Below are 21,208 nucleotides of genomic sequence, written 5' to 3' on the forward strand. Positions count from 1 at the left end.
GACTACTCTTGTCGGTTATAATACGCCCATTGTTAGGGTGACTACAAGGTTCGGCAGATACACCAAACCTGTAATGAGGCGATCCCCTCAGCCCATAGTAGTTTGGCAATCTCATTCACAGTACTGCCAGTTGTCACAACATCATCCAGCAAAGCAATATGTTGGCCACGAACTGGCTCCATGCAGCGGAATATTCCCTGCATGTTTTTGCGCCGTGCTGCGGCTTTTAATTGTTGTTGAGGGGGAGTCACGCGAATACGCCGTAAAGTGGAATTGCTGTAATGGCAGCTGAGCCAGCGTGCTAATGGCCGCGCTAATAAATCTGTTTGATTATATCCGCGTCGCCAACAGCGCCAGCGGTGCAGCGGCACACTGATAATTCTGTCTGGTTTGATGACTTTTCCATGCCGTTTGGCATCAAGCCAGCGCAGCAATAACAAACGAGCCAATACCGGTGCCAGTGTGGTAATCCCGTTAAATTTTAGCTTTTTTATCAACCCATCCAATGGGGGAGCATAATCACTGACAAAGATAGTCCCCATCCAGCGCGGTGGTTGTTTCAGGCAACGGCCACAAGGTAAAACAGTATTGCTACAAGGTAAGCCGCAGTAAAAGCAGCAGGGCGGTAATGGGGGGAAGTGGCGGCGGCAGTAACAACAAATACCGTGCTTTGGATGATATAGCGGTTGCTGGCATAGCCAACAAGGGCTGACGATTGTTAGCATAGTTATCTTCCTTAAATACCCTTCGTTCTTGCAGCCGCAGGGGTGTTGGCTGCGTGTACTCACCCGAATCACTTACTGGTTGTTGAACTTAAAATAAATAGACTCATCGGGATGAGTTATCTTGTCGCCTACCTGCAACTCCAATTACTTTGGGTATATGCTTTATTTCCATTAAACAATTGAATCCGGCAAGATGCCTGACATGGCTGCTAGCACGATTGCAATTTAGGATTGGTCAGGATACTAACGTATGAAACAACTTTATTGGAACATCTGTGGTGAAGGCGATCGCGATCTTGTGTTGCTGCACGGATGGGGGCTGAATGCAGGGGTATGGCATTGCATAATTGATCGACTCGCGCCGCATTTTCGCCTGCACTTGGTTGACCTCCCAGGATATGGGCGTAGCAATGAATTTGGCGCAATGTCACTGTCAGAAATGGCTGAAATAGTCTTACAGCAAGCGCCGCAGCAAGCAATCTGGCTTGGTTGGTCAATGGGCGGATTAGTTGCCAGCCAGATAGTCTTGAGCCACCCAGAGCGCGTTCGCGGGTTGATCACGGTTTCGTCTTCTCCCTGTTTTACGGCTAATGCTGAGTGGCCGGGGATTCGCCCGGAAGTATTGGCCGGTTTCCAGCAACAACTCAGTGAGGATTTTCAGCGTACCGTGGAGCGTTTTCTGGCACTGCAAACGCTGGGAACAGAAAGCGCACGGCAGGATGCCCGTTTGCTGAAAGCGGTGGTATTGCAACACCAAATGCCGGAAGTGGATGTACTGACCGGCGGGCTGGATATTTTGCGCACGGCAGATTTACGCGAAGAATTGGCAGGCTGCTCGATCCCTTTCTTGCGTATTTACGGTTATCTGGATGGCTTGGTGCCACGTAAAGTGGCGGCATTGCTAGACAGCCAGTGGCCGCATACTCAATCGGTGGTGATGCCAGGTTCTGCACATGCACCTTTTGTCTCTCATCCGGAGGCGTTTTCTCAACTCGTCGTGGATTTCGCCCAACAGAGCAATACATAGCTAACTAAAATTTAATCAGTGATTTAATGGCTAAATATTAAATTTAATTAATAATTGTTACTGTCTTGGTATGACATGTGTAAGCAGTAATCCTTCATTTGCGAGGTATTTGGCATGAATTTATTGAAAAATCTGGCTGTAGCTCTGGTGGTGACTGGAGTTTCTTTTGGCGCGATGGCGGCTAAAGAAATAACCAAAGAAGAAGCGAAGAATTACGAGAAGATTGGCACAATCACCACCTCGGGTCAGGCAACTTCACCTATGGATGTGAAGCAAGAGTTGTCAAAATTAGCAGATGAGAAAGGCGGTAAGTATTATGTGATTATTGCCGAGCGCGAGAAGAAGAAGTTTGATGCGGATGCAGAAGTCTATAAATAATATCATCAGGGATGCCCAAGTGGGCATCTCATTTAACTTAACGATGATTTTTTAACTGATAAATCACCGTGCTACATTGATTTTTCCCCTCAGGACAACTCTTGCAACTGCCGGTCAGGCAGCCGCTATTATCTTGCTCAATGCGTTCAATCTTGCCCATCGCCGTCAACTTTTCCAGCATGGCCTCAACCAGAGGTAAAGGCATTGCCAATTGATGACTTAACTGGTTCGCATCAGCACTGCCGCTAAGGGCGATGGCATCGCGTAATTGCACCAGGCTTGCCATTATCTTCCTCCTTGTTAATGACAGTCATTACCAGAACTTTGGCAACAACTGGCTGGCGCGCTGTTTTGTAGCCTTACGGTGACCCGGCTACGAGCACGGCGTAAGCCAAACAGGATCAAAGCATTAATAATCATAACCAAAGCAATAATACTGAGGCTCTGCTGTGGGTGGTCACGGAAGGTAGCGGCTTGATAGAACAAGGTTGCCAGTGAGTACGCAACATTTAGCCCCCACAGTATTGAGAAGGTCATCCAGCCCCGGCTGGTTTCCCGCGCAATGGCCCCCATCACCGAGACACAAGGCACATACAACAAAACAAAAATCAGGTAGCTGTAGGCAGAGATACTGGAGCCGAACTTGCTGCTCATCATCCCCATCGAACCGGCTGCCATTTCGCCGTCACCTTTGCTGGCCTCAATTGGGTTAGCTAACACACTGAGACTGAAGGTATCTTTTAATCCCTGCCAGGTGGTATCAACAGCTCCGGATAATTCACTCAATAAATTAAAGTTTTCAGCATCAAAAGGTTCATTGTTAATCTGCTCAGCGGTGTAAAGGGTATTCAGTGTCCCCACCACCACTTCTTTCGCCATCGCGCCAGTCACCAACCCCACGGTTGCCTGCCAGTTATCCTCATGGATCCCCATCGGGGCCAGTAACGGAGTCAATACTTTACTGACAGAGGCCAGTGCTGAATCATTGATGCTATCCACCGCTTGACCACTAAAAGAAAAACTATTCAGGCCACCGATAAAAATACTGGCGATAACAATCACTTTACCGGCGCGCAATACAAAGCCTTTTAGCCGCTGCCAGGTTTGTAATAACAGGCTTTTGAGGTGTGGCACGTGGTAAACCGGTAACTCCATTACGAAGGGGGATGCTTCGCCGCGCATGATGGTGTATTTCAGTACCAGCCCAGTTAGGATGGCGACGGCTATACCTAATAAATAGAGAGAAAAGACGACACTGGCTCCGTCCTGGCCGAAGAAGGCGGCAGCAAATACAGCAAATATAGCCAGCCGCGCGCCACAGGACATAAACGGCGCCATCATGATCGTTATCAAACGCTCACGTTGAGCATCCAAAGTGCGTGCGCCCATAATCGAGGGCACATTGCAGCCGAAGCCAACAATTAGCGGAACAAAAGATTTACCCGGTAACCCCAGCGCCTGCATCAGCCGGTCCATAACAAAGGCAGCACGGGCCATATAACCGGAGTCTTCCAAAAAGGAGAGGAACAGATACATCATGCCAATTTGTGGCACCAATGGCAGCACGGTGTTGATACCGCCGCCGACACCTTGAGCCAGGAAGATGGTTAGCCACTGTGGGAAATGTAGTGTATAGCCAACCCACTGTATCCCTTGAATAAAGATGGCCGCAGAGCCGATATCAAATATCGGTTGTAACGCCCCGCCGATATTAATGGCGAGGACGAACATTAAATACATGACAAACAAGAAGATAGGGACACCTAACCAGCGATTCAGAATCACTTTATCAAGAGCTTGGGTCAGGCGGTTTGGTTCAGCTTGCTGTGAGTTACCGACAAGATCGCAGATACGGGCAATGCTTTGATAGCGGGCATCGGCTATTACCAGTTCCGGGTCTTCGTGCTGGTTTTGCCGCAGATTTTCACGGGCCAGTTCCACGATAGCAGGGGAGATGCCAGCGCGAGCCAGGCTATAGATATCACCCTCTAATATTTGCAGTGCCAGCCAGCGACGTTGCTGCAGCGGCCAGGACTCAGGCATCGCCTGTACCAACTTATCCACTTCACTGAGTAGCACCGGCGGGTAGTTAACCAGCGCCTTGAAGGGAACAGGTTGAAGCTCATCAATACTGTTTTTTAATTCATTGATACCCTGCCCCCGCGTAGAAACCAGCGGAATAACCGGGCAGCCCAACTGCTGAGAAAGTGCCTTGATATCAATATCAATGTGCTGACTTTTGGCGATATCCAGCATATTGAGAGCCACGACACAGGGGATACCTAACTCTATCAGTTGCAGTGTCAGATAAAGATTGCGCTCCAGATTGGCGGCATCTACCACGTTAATCAACAAGTCCGCTTCGCCGCTCAAAATATAGTGGCAAGCAATCTGCTCATCCAGCGAGGTTTGTTCAGAAATGGTGGTGAGTGAGTATGTTCCCGGTAGGTCAACCAAAGTCACCTGATGCTGTGCGGTACTGAAGTGGCCCTCTTTGCGCTCGACAGTGACCCCGGCCCAGTTACCTACCCGCTGGCGAGCCCCAGTTAACTGGTTGAAAAGGGTAGTTTTACCCGCATTGGGGTTGCCAATTAGGCCAATTGTGAGTGTTTTCATAATCCAACGTGATATCAATACATTCGTCATACTTCAAGCTGTATGTGCGTTGGCTGCTCTCGCTCACCCGAATCATTGACTGGCGTCAACTCATCGGGATGCATTCGCTGGCCGCCTTCTTACAACTCGAATTATTTAGAATGTAAATTAAAGTCAGCTTGTGCAAGGCGATTATCATGCATCACCGCGCAGACAGAACAATAAGAAGTTAATGTGAAATATTAGGGTTGCAGGTCTAGCGTCAGTAGGTCTAAATCTTTTTTACGCACTACCAGACTGACTCTGCGGGTTTCTATCTGAATGGGATCACCTAATGGCGCCAGGCGGACAACATTAAATGAAGAGCCGGGAAGCATACCCAGTGATAATAATTTTTGTCGGTAAGCCGGGCTAATTTCAGGTGAGAAACCAACAATTTTGTAGGAACGTTGTGGGATCAGATGCATGTAAGCCTCTCGTTATAACGCATTAGCAAACCAGAGTTCAGAGAAATTCCACCACTAATAAATAATGATTAAAATAATAATAGTAAGAATCGTTTTCATATTCAACTCAGGTCAAAGACTCAAAAGTAAATATTCATTACGATTTCATTTTTAAAATTAATGAGTCTGATTTCTATTTGCGCTTGTTTTACCACCAAATTAGCCTGATCGCAAATGCGAACGATGAGTTAAATCAGTTAACCGAATGTTTCTATAAGCTGCTGTCCACAATAAGAAATACTGATGATTAACATAATCACTTCACTATGATTTGAATCAAATAACATTCATATTTTAATTAACACATGGAGTGTTATCGTAATTATTTATAAATTAAGTGTAATAACGGACTAAATTAAACTTCATGTTAAATATGATGTTAAATCAGTTAAGACTACGTCTGATTTAGTGTGATAGAACACCGAAAAAAAGAATTGCGTGCTAATTAATTTAAAAGATAACGCTGCGATCTTATAGAAGAAAAAAATATGAGAAGCGATGCTCAATATGGCGTTAAGGACGAGTCTGAACTTACAAATCTGATGAAATAAGAACAATGAAAAAGGGCCACAGAATCTGGCCCTTCACTTGAGATATCAGCGTTTTTTAAATGCCGCAGCCAGTGCGTCACTCATGGCGCTGTTGTTGTTGCTGGAATGGTTGTTGCTGGAATGGTTGCCGCCGGAGTTGCTGCCAGCGCGCCCTTTAGCGGGTGGGCGACTATTGGATTCATTGCTATTACGCGGCCGACTGGCACCACGATTGTCATTATTGGTATTAGCGCGGCTCTCACCACCATTACCACGACGTGAACCACTTTCACCCGGCTGTTCATCAAGCCGCATACTCAGAGCAATACGTTTGCGCTGTAAATCCACTTCCATCACTTTAACTTTGACGATATCACCGGCTTTCACCACTTTATGCGGGTCATCGACAAACTTGTCTGCCAGTGAGGAGATGTGCACTAAACCATCCTGATGGACACCGATATCGACAAACGCGCCAAAGTTGGTCACGTTAGTCACTGAGCCTTCGAGGATCATCCCCGGAGTCAGGTCATTCAGTGTTTCCACGCCTTCGGCAAAGGTCGCGGTTTTAAATTCAGGACGCGGATCTCGGCCCGGTTTTTCCAACTCGCGCAGGATGTCTGTGACTGTCGGCACGCCAAATTTCTCGGTGGTGAAATCGCGGGCGTTGAGGCTACGTAATGCTGTGGCATTGCCCATTAAGTCCTGCAATGCTTGCTCGGTAGCTGCCAAAATACGCTCGACCACCGGATAGGCTTCCGGATGCACCGTTGAAGCATCCAGCGGGTTATCCCCGTGGTTAATACGTAAGAAACCGGCACACTGTTCGAAGGCTTTTGGCCCTAAGCGGCTGACTTTCAGCAATTGTTCGCGATTATGGAAGCGCCCATTCTCATCACGCCAGTTCACAATATTCTGCGCCATCATGCGGGTCAGGCCTGCCACACGGGTCAGTAATGGTACTGACGCGGTGTTCAAGTCCACACCCACGGCGTTTACGCAGTCTTCTACTACCGCATCCAGCTTTTTCGCCAGTTGGCTTTGGCTGACGTCATGCTGATACTGACCAACCCCGATAGATTTCGGGTCGATTTTAACCAGTTCAGCCAACGGGTCTTGCAACCGACGGGCAATAGAAACCGCGCCACGGATAGAAACATCCAGATCAGGGAATTCCTGCGCAGCCAGCTCTGAGGCCGAATACACCGAAGCGCCAGCCTCACTGACAATGACTTTCTGCGCCGTCACCGCCGGATATTGCTGTTGCAGCTCGGTAAAGAAGCGCTCGGTTTCCCGTGATGCGGTGCCGTTACCAATCGCCACCAGTTCAACCTGATGCTTGATGCACAGAGCGGCTACCACGGCAGCGGCTTTAGCAGCCTGCCCGGTATGAGGGTAGATGGTATCGTAGGCAACCAGCTTACCAGTAGCATCAACCACTGCCACTTTCACCCCAGTACGCAGACCTGGATCGAGGCCCATAGTGGCGCGCATCCCCGCTGGAGCGGCCATCAGCAAATCTTGCATGTTACGAGCGAATACATTGATAGCTTCGTCTTCTGCCCGTTCACGCAGGGTACTCATCAGCTCGGTTTCAAGATGCATCAGCACCTTAATACGCCATGTCCAGTTGACCACAGCTTTGCGCCAGCTATCCGCCGGTGCATTATTCAGGCGTAAATCCAGATGGTTGATAATGATCTGCTCGCCCTGGCTTTCACGAGGAGGTTCATCAAACTGTGGATCGGGGTTCAGCGCCAGTTGCAGCACACCTTCATTACGGCCACGGAACATTGCCAGTGCGCGGTGAGAAGGGACTTGGGCGATAGGTTCGTGGTGATCGAAGTAATCGCGGAATTTAGCACCTTCCAGCTCTTTGCCTTCCACCACTTTTGCTACCAAATGGGCGTTTTTCCATAAGTATTGGCGTACTTTCGCCAGCAAAGTGGCATCTTCCGCAAAACGCTCCATCAGGATATAGCGCGCCCCATCCAGTGCCGCTTTGGTGTCTGCCACGCCTTTATCGGCGTCGACATAAGCGAGGGCGACCTGTTCCGGATCTTGCTGCGGGTCATTCCATAGGCTGTCTGCCAAGGGTTCCAGGCCAGCTTCAATCGCAATCTGCCCGCGGGTACGGCGCTTTGGCTTATAAGGAAGATATAAATCCTCCAGCTCAGTCTTACTCATCGTGCCGTTAATGGCACTGGCTAGCTGCTCGGTGAGCTTGCCCTGATCTTCGATTGATTTAAGAATGGTTTGGCGTCTGTCTTCAAGTTCGCGCAGATAACCCAAACGGCTTTCCAACTGGCGCAGCTGGGTATCATCCAACCCGCCGGTAACTTCCTTACGATACCGTGAAATAAAGGGCACGGTATTACCTTCATCCAGCAGGCTTATCGCGGCAATAACTTGCTCTGGTCGCGCCTGTATTTCGCTTGCAATAATGCTGCTCAGTTGTTCATTCATAAGTCTGATATCAATTTTGATAGTGAGTAGGAAAAACGGCAGAAGATAGTTATACGGATTGCCCGGATAAATTGCCAGTAGAGTGGTCGCTGAGCTTGAGCTAACGTGAACTTATCGGTAAAAGGTTAAGGTATAGTAGTGGCATTTCTGCCAAAGGAATAAGTGGATAACGGTATGGCGAAAAGTAACTATATTACCCGCGAAGGCTGGGAAGCACTGGATCGTGAGCTGCATTATCTATGGCGAGAAGAGCGGCCAGTGGTAACTCAAGCGGTGTCTGAAGCGGCGGCAATGGGTGACCGTTCGGAAAATGCTGAATATATCTATGGTAAGAAGCGCCTGCGGGAAATTGATCGTCGGGTGCGCTTTCTGACCAAGCGACTTGAAGTGTTGAAAATTGTCGATCCAGACCCACGGCAGGAAGGGAAAATCTATTTTGGTGCCTGGGTGCGGGTAGAAAATGAATCAGGAGAACAGCGCATCTTCCGTTTGGTTGGGCCGGATGAGTTCGAACCAGCGAAAAAATGGATTTCGATCGACTCGCCGGTAGCCCGTGCTTTGATAGGCAAACAGGTCGATGATGAGGTGACGGTGCAAACGCCAAATGGCGAAGCGACCTACTACGTTCTGGAGATTCGCTACCGCCCATTTGATGAAAGTGTTGATAATTAAGCCCGACAATAATCTTTGTAACAATTTCGACTAGAATATATACCATAAATAGCTGTCTGTTAGAGCGAGTTTTTCTAACAATGTGCAGATTCGGGCAATACGGCCTTTGGGAGTAATAAAATGCAAGAGAATCACAAGATTCTGGTCGTTGATGACGATATGCGCCTGCGTGCGCTATTGGAACGTTACCTGACAGAGCAAGGTTTCCAGGTGCGCAGTGTTGCCAATGCTGAACAGATGGATCGCTTGTTGACCCGTGAATCCTTTCATCTGATGGTGCTCGATCTGATGCTGCCAGGTGAAGATGGTCTGTCTATCTGCCGCCGTCTGCGCAGTCAAAGTAACCCAATGCCTATCATTATGGTGACGGCAAAGGGTGAGGAAGTTGACCGTATCGTTGGGCTGGAAATTGGTGCTGATGACTATATTCCAAAGCCATTCAACCCACGTGAACTGTTGGCTCGTATCCGCGCGGTGTTGCGTCGTCAGGCCAATGAATTACCGGGTGCGCCTTCACAAGAAGAAGCTGTCATTGCGTTTGGTAAGTTTAAATTGAACCTGGGGACACGCGAGATGTTCCGTGAAGACGAACCTATGCCACTGACCAGCGGCGAGTTTGCGGTGCTGAAGGCTTTAGTCAGTCACCCGCGTGAACCATTGTCTCGCGATAAACTGATGAATTTGGCTCGTGGCCGTGAATACAGTGCAATGGAACGTTCTATCGACGTACAGATTTCACGTTTGCGCCGCATGGTAGAAGAAGATCCAGCTCATCCACGTTATATCCAAACTGTCTGGGGCTTGGGCTACGTATTTGTGCCGGACGGCAGTAAAGCATGAGGCGATGGCGCTTTTCTCCACGTAGCTCATTTGCCCGAACCTTATTACTGATTGTGACCTTGCTGTTTGTCAGCCTGGTCACAACATATTTGGTGGTGCTGAATTTCGCCATTTTGCCTAGTTTGCAGCAGTTTAATAAAGTGTTGGCATATGAAGTTCGTATGCTGATGACAGATCGATTGCAACTGGAGGATGGCACGCTACTTGAAGTCCCGCCGGCGTTTCGGCGTGAGATTTACCGTGAATTGGGGATTTCGCTTTATACCAATGCTGCGGCAGAGGAAAGTGGCCTGCGTTGGGCACAGCATTACAAATTTCTTAGTGATCAAATGGCCCAGCAATTAGGTGGGCCAACCGATGTTCGGGTCGAGGTGAATAAGAACTCTCCCGTTGTCTGGCTGAAAACGTGGTTATCGCCAGATATTTGGGTGAGGGTGCCATTAACCGAGATCCATCAGGGCGATTTCTCGCCGCTGTTCCGTTATACCTTGGCGATCATGTTACTGGCGGTTGGCGGTGCCTGGCTGTTTATCCGTATTCAGAATCGACCCTTGGTTGAACTGGAACATGCGGCTTTGCAGGTCGGTAAGGGCATCATTCCACCACCGCTACGCGAATATGGTGCTTCTGAAGTTCGCTCTGTCACCCGGGCATTTAACCAAATGGCGGCGGGTGTAAAGTTGTTGGCGGATGACCGAACCTTGTTAATGGCAGGGGTCAGCCATGACTTGCGTACGCCGTTGACCCGCATCCGTTTGGCGACAGAAATGATGAGTGAAGCCGACGGCTATTTGTCTGAATCAATCAATAAAGATATTGAAGAGTGTAACGCCATTATTGAGCAGTTTATCGATTATCTGCGTACCGGGCAGGAGATGCCGACCGAGCCTGGCGATCTTAATGCCGTGCTGGGTGAGGTAATTGCAGCGGAAAGTGGCTATGAACGAGAGATTGAAACGGATTTATGTGAAGGCGAGGTGATGGTGGATATTCATCCGTTATCCATTAAACGCGCCTTGGCAAATATGGTGGTGAATGCCGCTCGCTACGGTAATGGTTGGATAAAAGTGAGTAGTGGTACAGAGCTACAGCGGGCTTGGTTCCAGGTAGAGGATGATGGCCCTGGCATTAAGCCAGAAGATTTGAAGCATTTGTTCCAGCCTTTTGTTCGTGGCGATAGCGCCCGCAGCACCAGTGGCACCGGGTTAGGACTGGCCATTGTGCAGCGAATTATTGATGCACACGCTGGCTCGTTGGATATCGGCACCAGTGAGCGGGGAGGATTACGGATTCGGGCCTATATCCCGTTACCGTTGGATGTTAAGCCTAAGCCACCAGCAGTAGTGTGATCAGATTTGGTTATGGTGGGATCGGATCAGGTTTCGGTTGAGGCTATGGAGGTTAAGTAAACTCAGTTGCTTTAACAACCGAACTTGATCACTTAATCACCAAACCAGATTTAATCCAATCTTGATGTGCGAAAAACAAAAGGGACACAAATGTGCCCCTTTTGTCATCTTACAAAACCAAATCTAAATCAGATCTTTGGCCCTGCGCTAACCAACGCAGCCCCTGCTGGGGTATCGGTATACTTATCGAAGTTAGTGGTAAAACGCTTCGCCAAATCTTCGGCTTTCTCCTGCCACTGCGCGACGTCCGCGTAAGTATCGCGCGGGTCGAGGATTGCGGGATCTACACCTGGTAATGCCATCGGCACGGCCAGATCGAAGATTGGCAGGGTAAAGGTTTCAGCTTTATCAATTTCACCATTCAGAATGGCGTCAATGATGGCTCGGGTATCTTTGATGGAAATACGTTTGCCGGTGCCATTCCAGCCAGTATTAACCAGATAGGCTTGTGCGCCCACCGCTTGCATACGTTTAACCAATACTTCTGCATATTGTGTTGGATGCAGTGACAAGAATGCGGCACCAAAACAAGCAGAGAAGGTTGGTGTTGGCTCAGTGACACCGCGCTCAGTACCCGCCAATTTGGCTGTAAAGCCAGACAGGAAGTGATACTGGGTTTGATTTGCCGTCAGGCGAGATACCGGCGGTAATACACCAAAGGCATCGGCAGTCAGGAAAATAACCTTGGTGGCATGACCTGCTTTAGAGACTGGCTTAACGATATTTTCAATGTGGTAGATAGGGTAAGAAACACGGGTGTTTTCAGTTTTGGAGCCGTCATTGAAATCAACAGTACCATCTGGCAGCACCACCACATTCTCCAGCAATGCATCACGCTTAATCGCATGATAAATATCGGGTTCTGCTTCTTCAGATAACTTGATGGTTTTGGCGTAGCAGCCACCTTCAAAGTTAAATACACCGTCATCATCCCAGCCATGTTCATCATCGCCGATCAACTTGCGTTTCGGGTCAGTAGACAGAGTGGTTTTACCCGTACCGGATAAGCCGAAGAAGATAGCCACGTCGCCTTTTTCACCGACGTTAGCCGAGCAGTGCATGGAAGCAATGCCTTTCAGTGGCAACAGGTAGTTCATCATTGAGAACATACCTTTCTTCATTTCACCGCCATACCATGTGCCGCCAATCAGCTGCATACGTTCTGTCAGGTTAAAGGCCACAAAGTTCTCTGAATTCAGACCTTGCTCTTTCCAGTTCGGGTTAGTGCATTTAGCGCCATTCATGACGATAAAATCAGGCTCGAAATGGGCCAATTCTTCATCAGTTGGGCGAATAAACATGTTTTTAACGAAATGCGCTTGCCAGGCCACTTCAGTAACAAAGCGAACTTGCAGACGGGTATCGGCATTAGCACCGCAGAATGTGTCAACAACAAACAGGCGCTTACCAGACAGTTGATTAGTGACCAACCCTTTCAGGTGAGTCCAGGTCTCTTGGCTTAGCGGTTTATTATCATTCTTACCTTTGCCCTGATCGGCCCACCACACGGTATCCTGGGTGATAGCATCACGGACAATATATTTATCTTTGGGTGAGCGGCCGGTAAAAATACCGGTGTCTACCGCAATTGCTCCTGTGTTGGTGAGGGTTCCGCGCTCGTATCCTTCGAGTGTGGGTTTAGTCTCTTCCTGGAACAGTAAATCATAGCTTGGGTTGTAAACAATCTCGCTGACGTTATGGATGCCATAGGCGGCGAGCTCCTGCGGGGTAATTCCTTTAACACTCATGTCATAACTCCTGGATCGTCAATTTTCTACCAGCGATTGTAATTACTCATCCCCGATTAACAGCGATAGCGTTCAAATATTTCAATATATGACCTACTTTTCGCTAGGTTATGAGAGATAGGACACGGATTGTCGCAAGTATGAAACGGCAGAAGAAATGGCTGGGCACGAGTCAGCACCCAACCAGGCATTACGAGAATTAATGAATTTGTTCTGATGAAGGGCTATTACCGCTTTTTAATGTGGCAATATCGACCGCATCAAACAGGTAGTGAGTACCGCAATACTCGCAATTCATATCAATATTACCATCCTGCTCCAGCATCTCTTTGACGTCATCTTCGGATAGCGTCACTAATGCATCGGCACAACGTTCACGGGAACAGGTACAGCGGAAACTGACATTTTGTGGTTCGTAAAGTGTCACTTCTTCCTGATGGTATAAACGATACAGCACCTCATTGGCCGGCAGGGTGAACAACTCCTCGGCTTTGATGGTGGTAGTGAGCTGCGCGAGATGATCAAACTCATCTTCATTACGCTCCTGTGCGGGTAGAACTTGCAGCAGCATACCGCCAGCGGCAGGTTTCCCTTCCACATTACCGGTGCGGATAAACAGGCGGGTAGGCAGCTGCTCTGACTGCATAAAGTAATTTTCCAGGCAGTCGGCGATAGTCTCACCTTCCAATGCCACTACGCCTTGGTAGCGCTCACCCTGTGCCGGTGTGATGGTTATGACCAGATAGCCACTGTTGCCCATCATCTCTTTTAACGTACTTTCATCACTGATTTCGCCTTTAAAGCGGGCGACACCGCGCATTTCTTGCAGGTTATTGCCGTTAATCACTGCCAGTGAGAGTGGGCCTTCCCCACCTTGCAATTGCACCGTGATATCACCGTCAAATTTGAGGGTCGCGGTCAGCAGACTGGTCGCGACCAACATTTCACCTAACAGTTTTTGTACCGCAGGAGGGTAGTCATGATTAGCGAGCATCTGTTGGTAGGTTTCATTGACTGAAACCAGTTCACCGCGCACAGCATGGTTAGCGAACAGGTAGCGCTGCAGTTGATCGTGATTAGATTGATCGTGATTAGACATAAGTTTCTCTCTTTCTGGCTGCAAGCAGTTTACTCAGGCTCGCCTTGTTTAAATTTGATTAGATTGCGACGCTCTTTTTTATCCGGTCGCCGATCCGGATGTGGCATGGTCAGAGCATTGAGCTTACGTGCCTGCGCCACTTTCTCGCGGTTAGCAATGCTGGCCTCTGTTTCTTCATACATTGCCTGTGCTTCACTAGCCCCCCTGCGCTGGTGGTGTAGCGCCAGGACTCGTACCGTGCGCTCATCGTTACCCTGGCGCAGGCGGATTTCAGCATTGATTTCAACCAGCTTACTCGGTTTACCTCGTTGGCCGTTGTAATGGACTTTGCCACCATCCACCATTTCCCGTGCTATTGCTCTGGTTTTGTAAAACCGGGCGGCCCAAAGCCATTTATCTAGCCGAACCGATTCGTCCGAGACTGCTTTCTCTTTCATGAATACTCCCAGCCGTCATACTCATTTATTCCGGCATCACTTGCGTAACTCTAATGCAGGCAATAGCTTACGGTAGTCATTGATTGCAGGGTGGCTGTGAAATGCTTTATCAGCACAGCTGGAGTCCGGGTTTTCTATTCCCAGACAGTAGCGGATACCAAAGGTGCGCGCAGCATCCAGAATCTTCTCACTGTCATCGACAAATAAGGTTCTGGCAGGATTCAGCCCGGTATGCTGCGTGACAGCTTGCCACAGTCGTTGATCTTCTTTTGGATAACCAAATGTATGGGTGGAAAGTAATAAATCAAGGTGCTGGTCGAGAGCGGTGTGCTCAATTTTTACCGCCAGGCTGTGCGGATGGGCATTAGTGAGTAAAATGGTTTGTAAGCCGCGCTCACGTAAACTGGCTAAAAAGGGCTGGGTATCCTGGCGCAACCGCACGCGATTGCCCGCTTGCGTAGTCATCGCGTAGATATCCAAATCTAGCCGCTCGCTCCAATAATCGAAGCAATACCAATTTAGTGTGTGCTGCACTGCCAGATATTCATCATGGATAATTTTATGCGCCTGATCCAGTGATATCCCCCGGCGTTGGCTGAGTGTTTCCGGTACTTGCTTGAGCCAGAAATGGCTGTCGAATTCTAAATCAAGCAGAGTGCCGTCCATATCCAACAGCACGGTATCAATTTCTTGCCAATTCAATTCAGGGGGCATCGCGACTCCACATTAGCTGTATTCACCCGTCATACTTCAAGCTGCATGTGCGTTGGCTGCATTCATTACTCGGCCCATTCATGAGCCTCGCCTCTTTGCCGCCTTCCTGCAACTCGAATTATTTAGGGCGTAAATAAGACTAATGATAAACGAAAAAGGGCTAACGTAGGAAAGGTGCTGGAGTGAGGGGTTGGTTGAAGCAATTATCATAATAGCGCTGGATATTATCCATACGACTACGGTTTTTCAGGACGCGCCGAATAAATAAGGTGGTATTCACCACTAAACACACAATCAGAACCAGCAGCAGCAGGCTAGTGCCCAAATAACGGCCGAGAGTCACGATATCCGGCTCGCTGTGCAATGCAATGTGGCGAGTACCATTGGCATCTATGGTGATATTGGTAATGATACCTTCTGCCTTAAATGGGGTATTGAGCAGCAACCCAGAGAGCCGCTGCAATTCCCGCCACTGTTCCAGTGCACTGTAATCGAATAGAGGAACTGATGGAGCAGGGTGATTGACCAACTGTTTACCCTCATCGCTGGTAATCAGGAATCCACCCGGTGGGGGGCTATTCAAGGCTTCTGTCGCCAGATGTGTTTCACGATAGACAAATGATGAAGTTGCCGTTTTAACCAGATTTTCCAGTGTATCGGCGCTGACCGGGCGTAACAGTACATTCATACCTTTTAAGGTGCCTGATTGTGCTCGTTTCACCAGTCCTGGCCAATTCTTGGCATTACCCAAATTCACCAAAGCATTTTTCAGGCGAATACAATCTGTATCACCACCACATAATGCCTGTGTTTTTAAAACGATATCCGCAAAGTTATCCAGCAAAATCATACCGGACTTTTCAATCGCGGTTGCCAGTTGTGGGTTAACGTTAGCATCCGAACCTTGGGGGTGTAGCTGTTGATTCACGGTAGCCACCAGCGATGCCGCTTTTTCAATGACCTCAGATTCAGGTTGCGGTAATGGTGCTGCATTATTCCAATAGATGCCGGAACAATCAAAAGGTGTGAAAACAAAACTGTGTGAGTTTTGAGTATTCGGCGGGACATAACACATCCCCATTCCCTGTGCTTTCAGCATATCGCCAATATGTAGTGGCATTTTTTCTAATGCTTCAACACTGGTTACCTGCTGGCTTTGTGCGCCTTGCAGCCAGGCGACACTTAATTTTAGCGGCAATCCCAGTGGCACATAAATCAGTAATAACGCCATCACCAACAGCGATCCGGCCATTAATGTCAGGTTTTTCCCCCAGCGTTGTAGGGGAAAGTGCTTCATTTCATCATGCAGAGATAAAAATGGCCCCTGACGTACAACCTGGCGATTGAGGTAGATATCAATATTGGTTTTTTTGCCCAAATCATGAGCAAAGTATGGCCCCCAATGTGCCGGATAGATCAGATCGACAATCCCAAGCGAGATATTATTCATCTGCCCCTGATTTGACTCACCGAACAGGCCCCAGCGCTTTGGTGTGCCACTTAAGCAATGAACCTCCCGCAAATCTTTTTCAGATATTGGGCGGAACATATTCCAGCATGCCCAGCCAGTCAGTGTTGCCGCCACAATAACAAGCCAGGGCAGCGTCACCGTAGGGCCAGTCAGTGCAAAGAACAGCAACAGCAATGCCAAACAAATGGCCCCAGCTTCTTTCAAGCCGTTAGTGCCATGCAGGGCGTATTCTTCCGGGGTTTCCTTGCGGATATTCAGTAGTTCAATATGCTCGCTATCCGCCTTGCGGATTGATGCGTTTTGCGCCACGGAAGATAAAATAGGTTGGTAAGCGTTCTCCGACTGATGATTTTTCAGCGTATGGCCGTTGAGGGAAATCACCAAAGGGATTGTTTGGGTTTGGATAAGTTCGACGTCATTATCCTGAGTAATATATTGCTCCCATGAAGCCGGCAGATGAACTTCAATAGAATCAAGATAATAACGCCATTTATTCGGCTCGTCAGTTGCCACGCCATAGCGAGTAATTGCGCGGGTTACCGCATAAACATTGTCGCTTTGAGGGGTTAAAATCAGTTTCGCGGGCGAAGGCACACTGTTTGTCAGAGTACGGGTGTCAAACGTTGATTGGGGTTTAAACCCAATTTTATCTTGTTGGTTCAGCAGGTAGTTTTCAATATTGACCCGTTCTTCCGGTGTCAGTTTTCGATGAGTAGGTTTCGCGAACGGCAGTGTAGCAGTTACGGGGATAGGTCGGCGGAATCGGAACCACCACAACAAACCCACTGTGATCAGACTGGTCAACAGTAAGGCCAATATTAATACTATTGTGCTCATCCCATCCCCATCCGAGCGCCCCAATAATGCATTATCTTACGCATAAATACAGTACAGAGGCATATAACAGCGTTATTCATCAAATAACCTAATACAAGTGCTCTTAAACTGCCCGTAGACTGATAAGGATAGCAAGGCTAAAACATCGGTAATATCAGCATAATCCTATTTTCAAACACAAGTTTTAACTGATGTTGCGCTGGTATAGGGTGAAAAATAACCGGTTGAATCTTGACTAAACTCGCTGCCATGTTAAAAACAGGTAAATTATATCTAACTGACATTGCGATAAAGGTTCTCATTAACGCACAATGTGATCAAGTTCTAATAAAATCCAGTATAAAGAGTCGGGTTAATCCGCATGGGTAAAAAGTGGCTTATTAAGTAACCATATTATGGGCCTGACTACCCCGATGTGCGTCCGACAGGCGGCGAGTTTTAATTTGGGGCCATTATGAAACACCTGCAAAAACCTAAAATACATAAAATAGAGACGATAGCCCGCTCCCGCTTGTTTACTGTTGAAGCTGTGAGTCTGGAGTTCAGCAATGGCGTGCAACGTGTTTACGAGCGCATGCGCCCATCGAATCGCGAAGCCGTGATGATTGTACCCATTATTGGCAATGACTTACTGCTGATCCGTGAATATGCCGTGGGTATCGAAGAGTATGAGTTGGGCTTCCCTAAAGGGCTGATTGATCCCGGAGAGGGCGTATTAGAAGCGGCCAATCGTGAGTTGATGGAGGAAGTTGGATTTGGCGCTGAGCGTTTTGATTACCTTAGTAAGCTGACGATGGCTCCCTCCTACTTCTCGAGCAAAATGAACATTGTTGTCGCGCAAAACCTCTATCCGCAAAGTCTGGAAGGTGATGAGCCAGAACCGCTGCCACAAGTGCGCTGGCCGATTGCGAATATGATGGCACTGCTCGACGAACCGGGTTTTTGCGAAGCCCGAAATGTCAGCGCACTGTTTTTGGCTCAGGCATTTTTGGCTAAAGAGAGCATCGCTTAATATTGAGCGGCCCTAATAAAAAAGCCGGGTGATCTTGCGATCCCCGGCTTATCAGCAGTAACTCAATTATCAGAACAGTTCGTGAGTCTGGCCGTTATCCATCAGCGTCGTACCCGCTTCATGTACAGAATATTCGGTAGGTTGTGTCCCCTCGATAAAGTACTCTGAGCGGCTACCTGGCCCACCTGTGGATAGCTTACCTGTTTGCTTATCAATCACTACACTGACGATACCCGGTGGTGGCGCGACTTGTTTTTCCGGCAAACCTTCAAGGGCTGCTTTCATAAAGTCATTCCACGCCGGTTGAGCAGTTTTAGCCCCGCCTTCAGCACCTGATATCTGGTCAGAAATCGCGCCAGATGCGGTACTACGACCCAAGTCACGGCGATGATCGTCAAAACCAATCCATACTGATGTCACAGTGTCCGGGCCATAGCCGGAGAACCAGGCATCTTTCGAGTTGTTGGTTGTACCGGTTTTACCGCCGATATCTTTGCGTTTTAAGTCGCGCCCAGCACGCCAGCCTGTCCCCATCCAGCCCGGTTCACCGAAGATGTTGGAGTTCAATGCGTCGCGAATCAGGAATGCCAGCGGGGTGCTTATTACATGCGGCGCATATTGCTCATCGCTATTGAGTTTAGCTTGCGCTGGTGTGACTTGTTCCAGCTCCGGCATTGGCACATTGCTGGCATTATTGGTTTGTGAAGTCGCCACGTTTTCGGTGTTATCGTCGGACAGCACCACAGAGCGTTGCGTGTCGCCGTAAATGACCGGCAAGTTACACTCTTCACAGACAATTTTCGGCTTCGCTTCAAACAAAACATTGCCGGTATCATCGGTGATTTTGGTAATGAAATACGGATCGACCAAATAGCCGCCGTTTGCCAACACTGCATAACCTCGGACTAACTGCAATGGCGTGAATGAAGCAGAACCCAGCGCCAATGATTCTGAATGCACGATGTTTTGTGCCGGGAAACCAAAGCGTTGCAGATATTCAGCCGCATAATCCACACCCATAGCGCGCATGGCTCGCACCATCACCACGTTTTTCGATTGACCCAAGCCTTGACGCAGGCGAATCGGGCCGTCATAAGTGGGTGGCGAGTTTTTTGGTCGCCAGTCAGTGCCCGCACCCGCATCCCAGCGAGTGATCGGCAAGTCGTTGAGAATGCTTGCCAAGGTCAGGCCTTTGTCCATTGCCGCGGTGTACAGGAACGGTTTGATATTCGAACCTACCTGACGTAATGCCTGTGTAACACGGTTGAATTTACTTTGGTTAAAATCAAAACCGCCTACCAGCGCCTTAATCGCACCATTATTCGGGTCAATAGAAACCAAGGCGGAGTTGACGTCTGGCACTTGAGCGAGCCACCAATTGTCATCCACTTTTCTGACCCAAATCTGCTGACCTGGCTGAACAACATCGGTGACCTTTTTAGGTGTCGGCCCCTGAGCATTGTCAGATTTATACGGACGCGCCCAGCGCATACCGGCCATTGGTAATGTCACGCTGCTACCATCAGCCAACATGGCTGTTGCCTGTTCCGCATTTGCCTCAGTGATAACCGCAGGCAACAATGGGCCATAGACTGGCAGTGTTTTCAGTGAATCAATAATTTGCTCACGGCTCCAGGCGCTTTCGCCCACCTTCCATAACACATTGGATGGCCCACGATAGCCGTGGCGCATGTCATAAGCCAACACATTGGCACGTAAGGAATCCACTGCCGCAAGCTGTAGCTTTTTGGTGATGGTGGTGTAGACCTGATAGCCGTCGGTATAGGCGTTTTCGCCATAGCGCTTAATCATTTCCTGACGCACCATTTCGGACAAGTAAGGTGCTGAGAAGGCAATTTGCGGCGCATGGTAGTTGGCAACCAACTCTTCACTGCGAGCCTGATCGTACTGCGCTTGGGTGATGTACTTTTCATCCAACATGCGCGACAGCACCACATTACGACGTGCAACAGCGCGGTCATGTGAGTAAAGCGGGTTGAAAGTTGATGGCGCTTTTGGCAAGCCGGCAATCATCGCCATCTGGCTGAGAGTCAACTCGTTGACTTCTTTACCGAAATAAACCTGCGCCGCCGCCCCGACACCATAGGCGCGGTAACCCAGATAGATCTTGTTCAGATACAACTCAAGAATTTCATCTTTGGTCAGTAGCTGTTCAATGCGAATGGCCAGAAAAGCCTCCTTGATTTTACGCATCAAGGTTCGTTCCGGGCTTAAGAAAAAGTTTCGCGCTAACTGCTGGGTGATGGTACTGGCCCCTTGAGAGGCGCGCCCCGACACCATAGCAATAGAAGCCGCACGTAGGATACCCACCGGGTCCACACCGTGATGCTCATAGAATCGGCTATCCTCCGTCGCAATAAACGCATGCACCATTTCTGGTGGGATTTGTTTTAATGTCAACGGGATACGGCGTTTTTCACCGTATTGGGCGATCAATTCGCCTTCGGCGCTATACACCAACATAGGTGTTTGCAGCCGGACATCTTTCAGTGTGGCAACGTCGGGTAGCTGAGGCTCAATATATTTGTACAGACCAAATATCGAGGCTGCTCCCAGTAAAATGCAACACACCGCAAGGATCAAAAAATACTTTACGAACTTCACCTGAGATTTCCCATTCAATGTCAATTGGGCAGTTTATAAACAACCGCGCCGTAGTATAAAGGCAAGCCCGTTACATGGATACGTTCTTTTATTCAGTCTCGACACGGAGGTCGACAA

The 21,208-nt window shown here is 48.7% G+C and carries 17 protein-coding genes; 6 read left to right on the top strand and 11 right to left on the bottom strand.

The genetic code is table 11. The features are described 5' to 3' along the window. Nucleotides 1-41: 41 nt before the first annotated feature. The gene (gntX, locus tag FTB31_RS12945; protein WP_050076729.1) at nucleotides 42-725 is read right to left on the bottom strand and encodes a DNA utilization protein GntX; all 684 of its coding nucleotides are present in this window, start codon (nucleotides 723-725) and stop codon (nucleotides 42-44) included. 250 nt (nucleotides 726-975) lie between these two features. On the opposite strand from gntX, the gene bioH reads away from it, so the two are divergent. Further along, nucleotides 976-1,752: a pimeloyl-ACP methyl ester esterase BioH gene (gene bioH, locus FTB31_RS12950; protein WP_077174997.1), complete on the top strand. Its 777-nt coding sequence runs from the start codon at nucleotides 976-978 to the stop codon at nucleotides 1,750-1,752. 114 nt (nucleotides 1,753-1,866) lie between these two features. Continuing rightward, nucleotides 1,867-2,130 (top strand): YdgH/BhsA/McbA-like domain containing protein, encoded by a 264-nt coding sequence (locus FTB31_RS12955; protein WP_019081549.1) that lies wholly within the window; start codon nucleotides 1,867-1,869, stop codon nucleotides 2,128-2,130. A gap of 37 nt (nucleotides 2,131-2,167) precedes the next feature. Here the strand turns inward: FTB31_RS12955 and FTB31_RS12960 are convergent, their stop codons facing one another. The 4 genes from FTB31_RS12960 to FTB31_RS12975 form a co-directional block, all read right to left on the bottom strand. After that, nucleotides 2,168-2,416, bottom strand: coding sequence for a FeoC-like transcriptional regulator (locus FTB31_RS12960; RefSeq protein WP_005174747.1), 249 nt, complete (start codon nucleotides 2,414-2,416; stop codon nucleotides 2,168-2,170). 14 nt (nucleotides 2,417-2,430) lie between these two features. Beyond that, entirely contained in the window at nucleotides 2,431-4,746 is a 2,316-nt protein-coding gene (gene feoB, locus FTB31_RS12965; RefSeq protein WP_077174996.1) for a Fe(2+) transporter permease subunit FeoB, read from the bottom strand. A gap of 221 nt (nucleotides 4,747-4,967) precedes the next feature. After that, entirely contained in the window at nucleotides 4,968-5,192 is a 225-nt protein-coding gene (gene feoA, locus FTB31_RS12970; RefSeq protein ID WP_004702177.1) for a ferrous iron transporter A, read from the bottom strand. A gap of 635 nt (nucleotides 5,193-5,827) precedes the next feature. Next, nucleotides 5,828-8,227, bottom strand: coding sequence for a Tex family protein (locus tag FTB31_RS12975; protein ID WP_227731442.1), 2,400 nt, complete (start codon nucleotides 8,225-8,227; stop codon nucleotides 5,828-5,830). Between the two features lie 174 nt (nucleotides 8,228-8,401). Between FTB31_RS12975 and greB the strand changes: the two genes are divergently transcribed. The 3 genes from greB (at nucleotide 8,402) to envZ (ending at nucleotide 11,088) form a co-directional block, all read left to right on the top strand. Further along, nucleotides 8,402-8,899 (top strand): transcription elongation factor GreB, encoded by a 498-nt coding sequence (gene greB, locus FTB31_RS12980; RefSeq protein WP_050076799.1) that lies wholly within the window; start codon nucleotides 8,402-8,404, stop codon nucleotides 8,897-8,899. 120 nt (nucleotides 8,900-9,019) lie between these two features. Further along, the gene (gene ompR / locus FTB31_RS12985) at nucleotides 9,020-9,739 is read left to right on the top strand and encodes an osmolarity response regulator transcription factor OmpR (protein WP_004709363.1); all 720 of its coding nucleotides are present in this window, start codon (nucleotides 9,020-9,022) and stop codon (nucleotides 9,737-9,739) included. Next, a complete protein-coding gene (gene envZ, locus FTB31_RS12990) occupies nucleotides 9,736-11,088 on the top strand; it encodes a two-component system sensor histidine kinase EnvZ (RefSeq protein WP_050076733.1) in 1,353 nt (450 codons plus the stop codon). The genes ompR and envZ overlap by 4 nt, the downstream gene beginning before the upstream one ends. Before the next feature lie 188 nt (nucleotides 11,089-11,276). Here envZ and pckA read toward each other — a convergent pair whose 3' ends face one another. From pckA to FTB31_RS13015, 5 genes are all read right to left on the bottom strand, one after another. Next, a complete protein-coding gene (gene pckA / locus FTB31_RS12995; protein ID WP_005159660.1) occupies nucleotides 11,277-12,896 on the bottom strand; it encodes a phosphoenolpyruvate carboxykinase (ATP) in 1,620 nt (539 codons plus the stop codon). Nucleotides 12,897-13,095: 199 nt separating this feature from the next. Then, complete coding sequence (gene hslO, locus FTB31_RS13000; protein ID WP_050076734.1) at nucleotides 13,096-13,995, bottom strand: Hsp33 family molecular chaperone HslO; 900 nt, start codon at nucleotides 13,993-13,995, stop codon at nucleotides 13,096-13,098. 29 nt (nucleotides 13,996-14,024) lie between these two features. Further along, nucleotides 14,025-14,432: a ribosome-associated heat shock protein Hsp15 gene (gene hslR / locus FTB31_RS13005; protein ID WP_050076735.1), complete on the bottom strand. Its 408-nt coding sequence runs from the start codon at nucleotides 14,430-14,432 to the stop codon at nucleotides 14,025-14,027. Nucleotides 14,433-14,468: 36 nt separating this feature from the next. Further along, a complete protein-coding gene (gene yrfG / locus FTB31_RS13010) occupies nucleotides 14,469-15,146 on the bottom strand; it encodes a GMP/IMP nucleotidase (RefSeq protein ID WP_050076736.1) in 678 nt (225 codons plus the stop codon). A 160-nt stretch (nucleotides 15,147-15,306) separates the two neighbouring features. Then, nucleotides 15,307-17,454: an intracellular growth attenuator family protein gene (locus FTB31_RS13015; protein ID WP_077174993.1), complete on the bottom strand. Its 2,148-nt coding sequence runs from the start codon at nucleotides 17,452-17,454 to the stop codon at nucleotides 15,307-15,309. Nucleotides 17,455-17,908: 454 nt separating this feature from the next. On the opposite strand from FTB31_RS13015, the gene nudE reads away from it, so the two are divergent. Continuing rightward, entirely contained in the window at nucleotides 17,909-18,466 is a 558-nt protein-coding gene (gene nudE, locus FTB31_RS13020; RefSeq protein WP_050076738.1) for an ADP compounds hydrolase NudE, read from the top strand. Between the two features lie 69 nt (nucleotides 18,467-18,535). On the opposite strand, the gene mrcA is transcribed toward nudE, so the two are convergent. After that, a complete protein-coding gene (gene mrcA, locus FTB31_RS13025) occupies nucleotides 18,536-21,091 on the bottom strand; it encodes a peptidoglycan glycosyltransferase/peptidoglycan DD-transpeptidase MrcA (protein WP_050076739.1) in 2,556 nt (851 codons plus the stop codon). Nucleotides 21,092-21,208: the final 117 nt, after the last annotated feature.

It is taken from the genome of Yersinia proxima, assembly GCF_902170785.1.
GTDB lineage: Bacteria > Pseudomonadota > Gammaproteobacteria > Enterobacterales > Enterobacteriaceae > Yersinia > Yersinia proxima.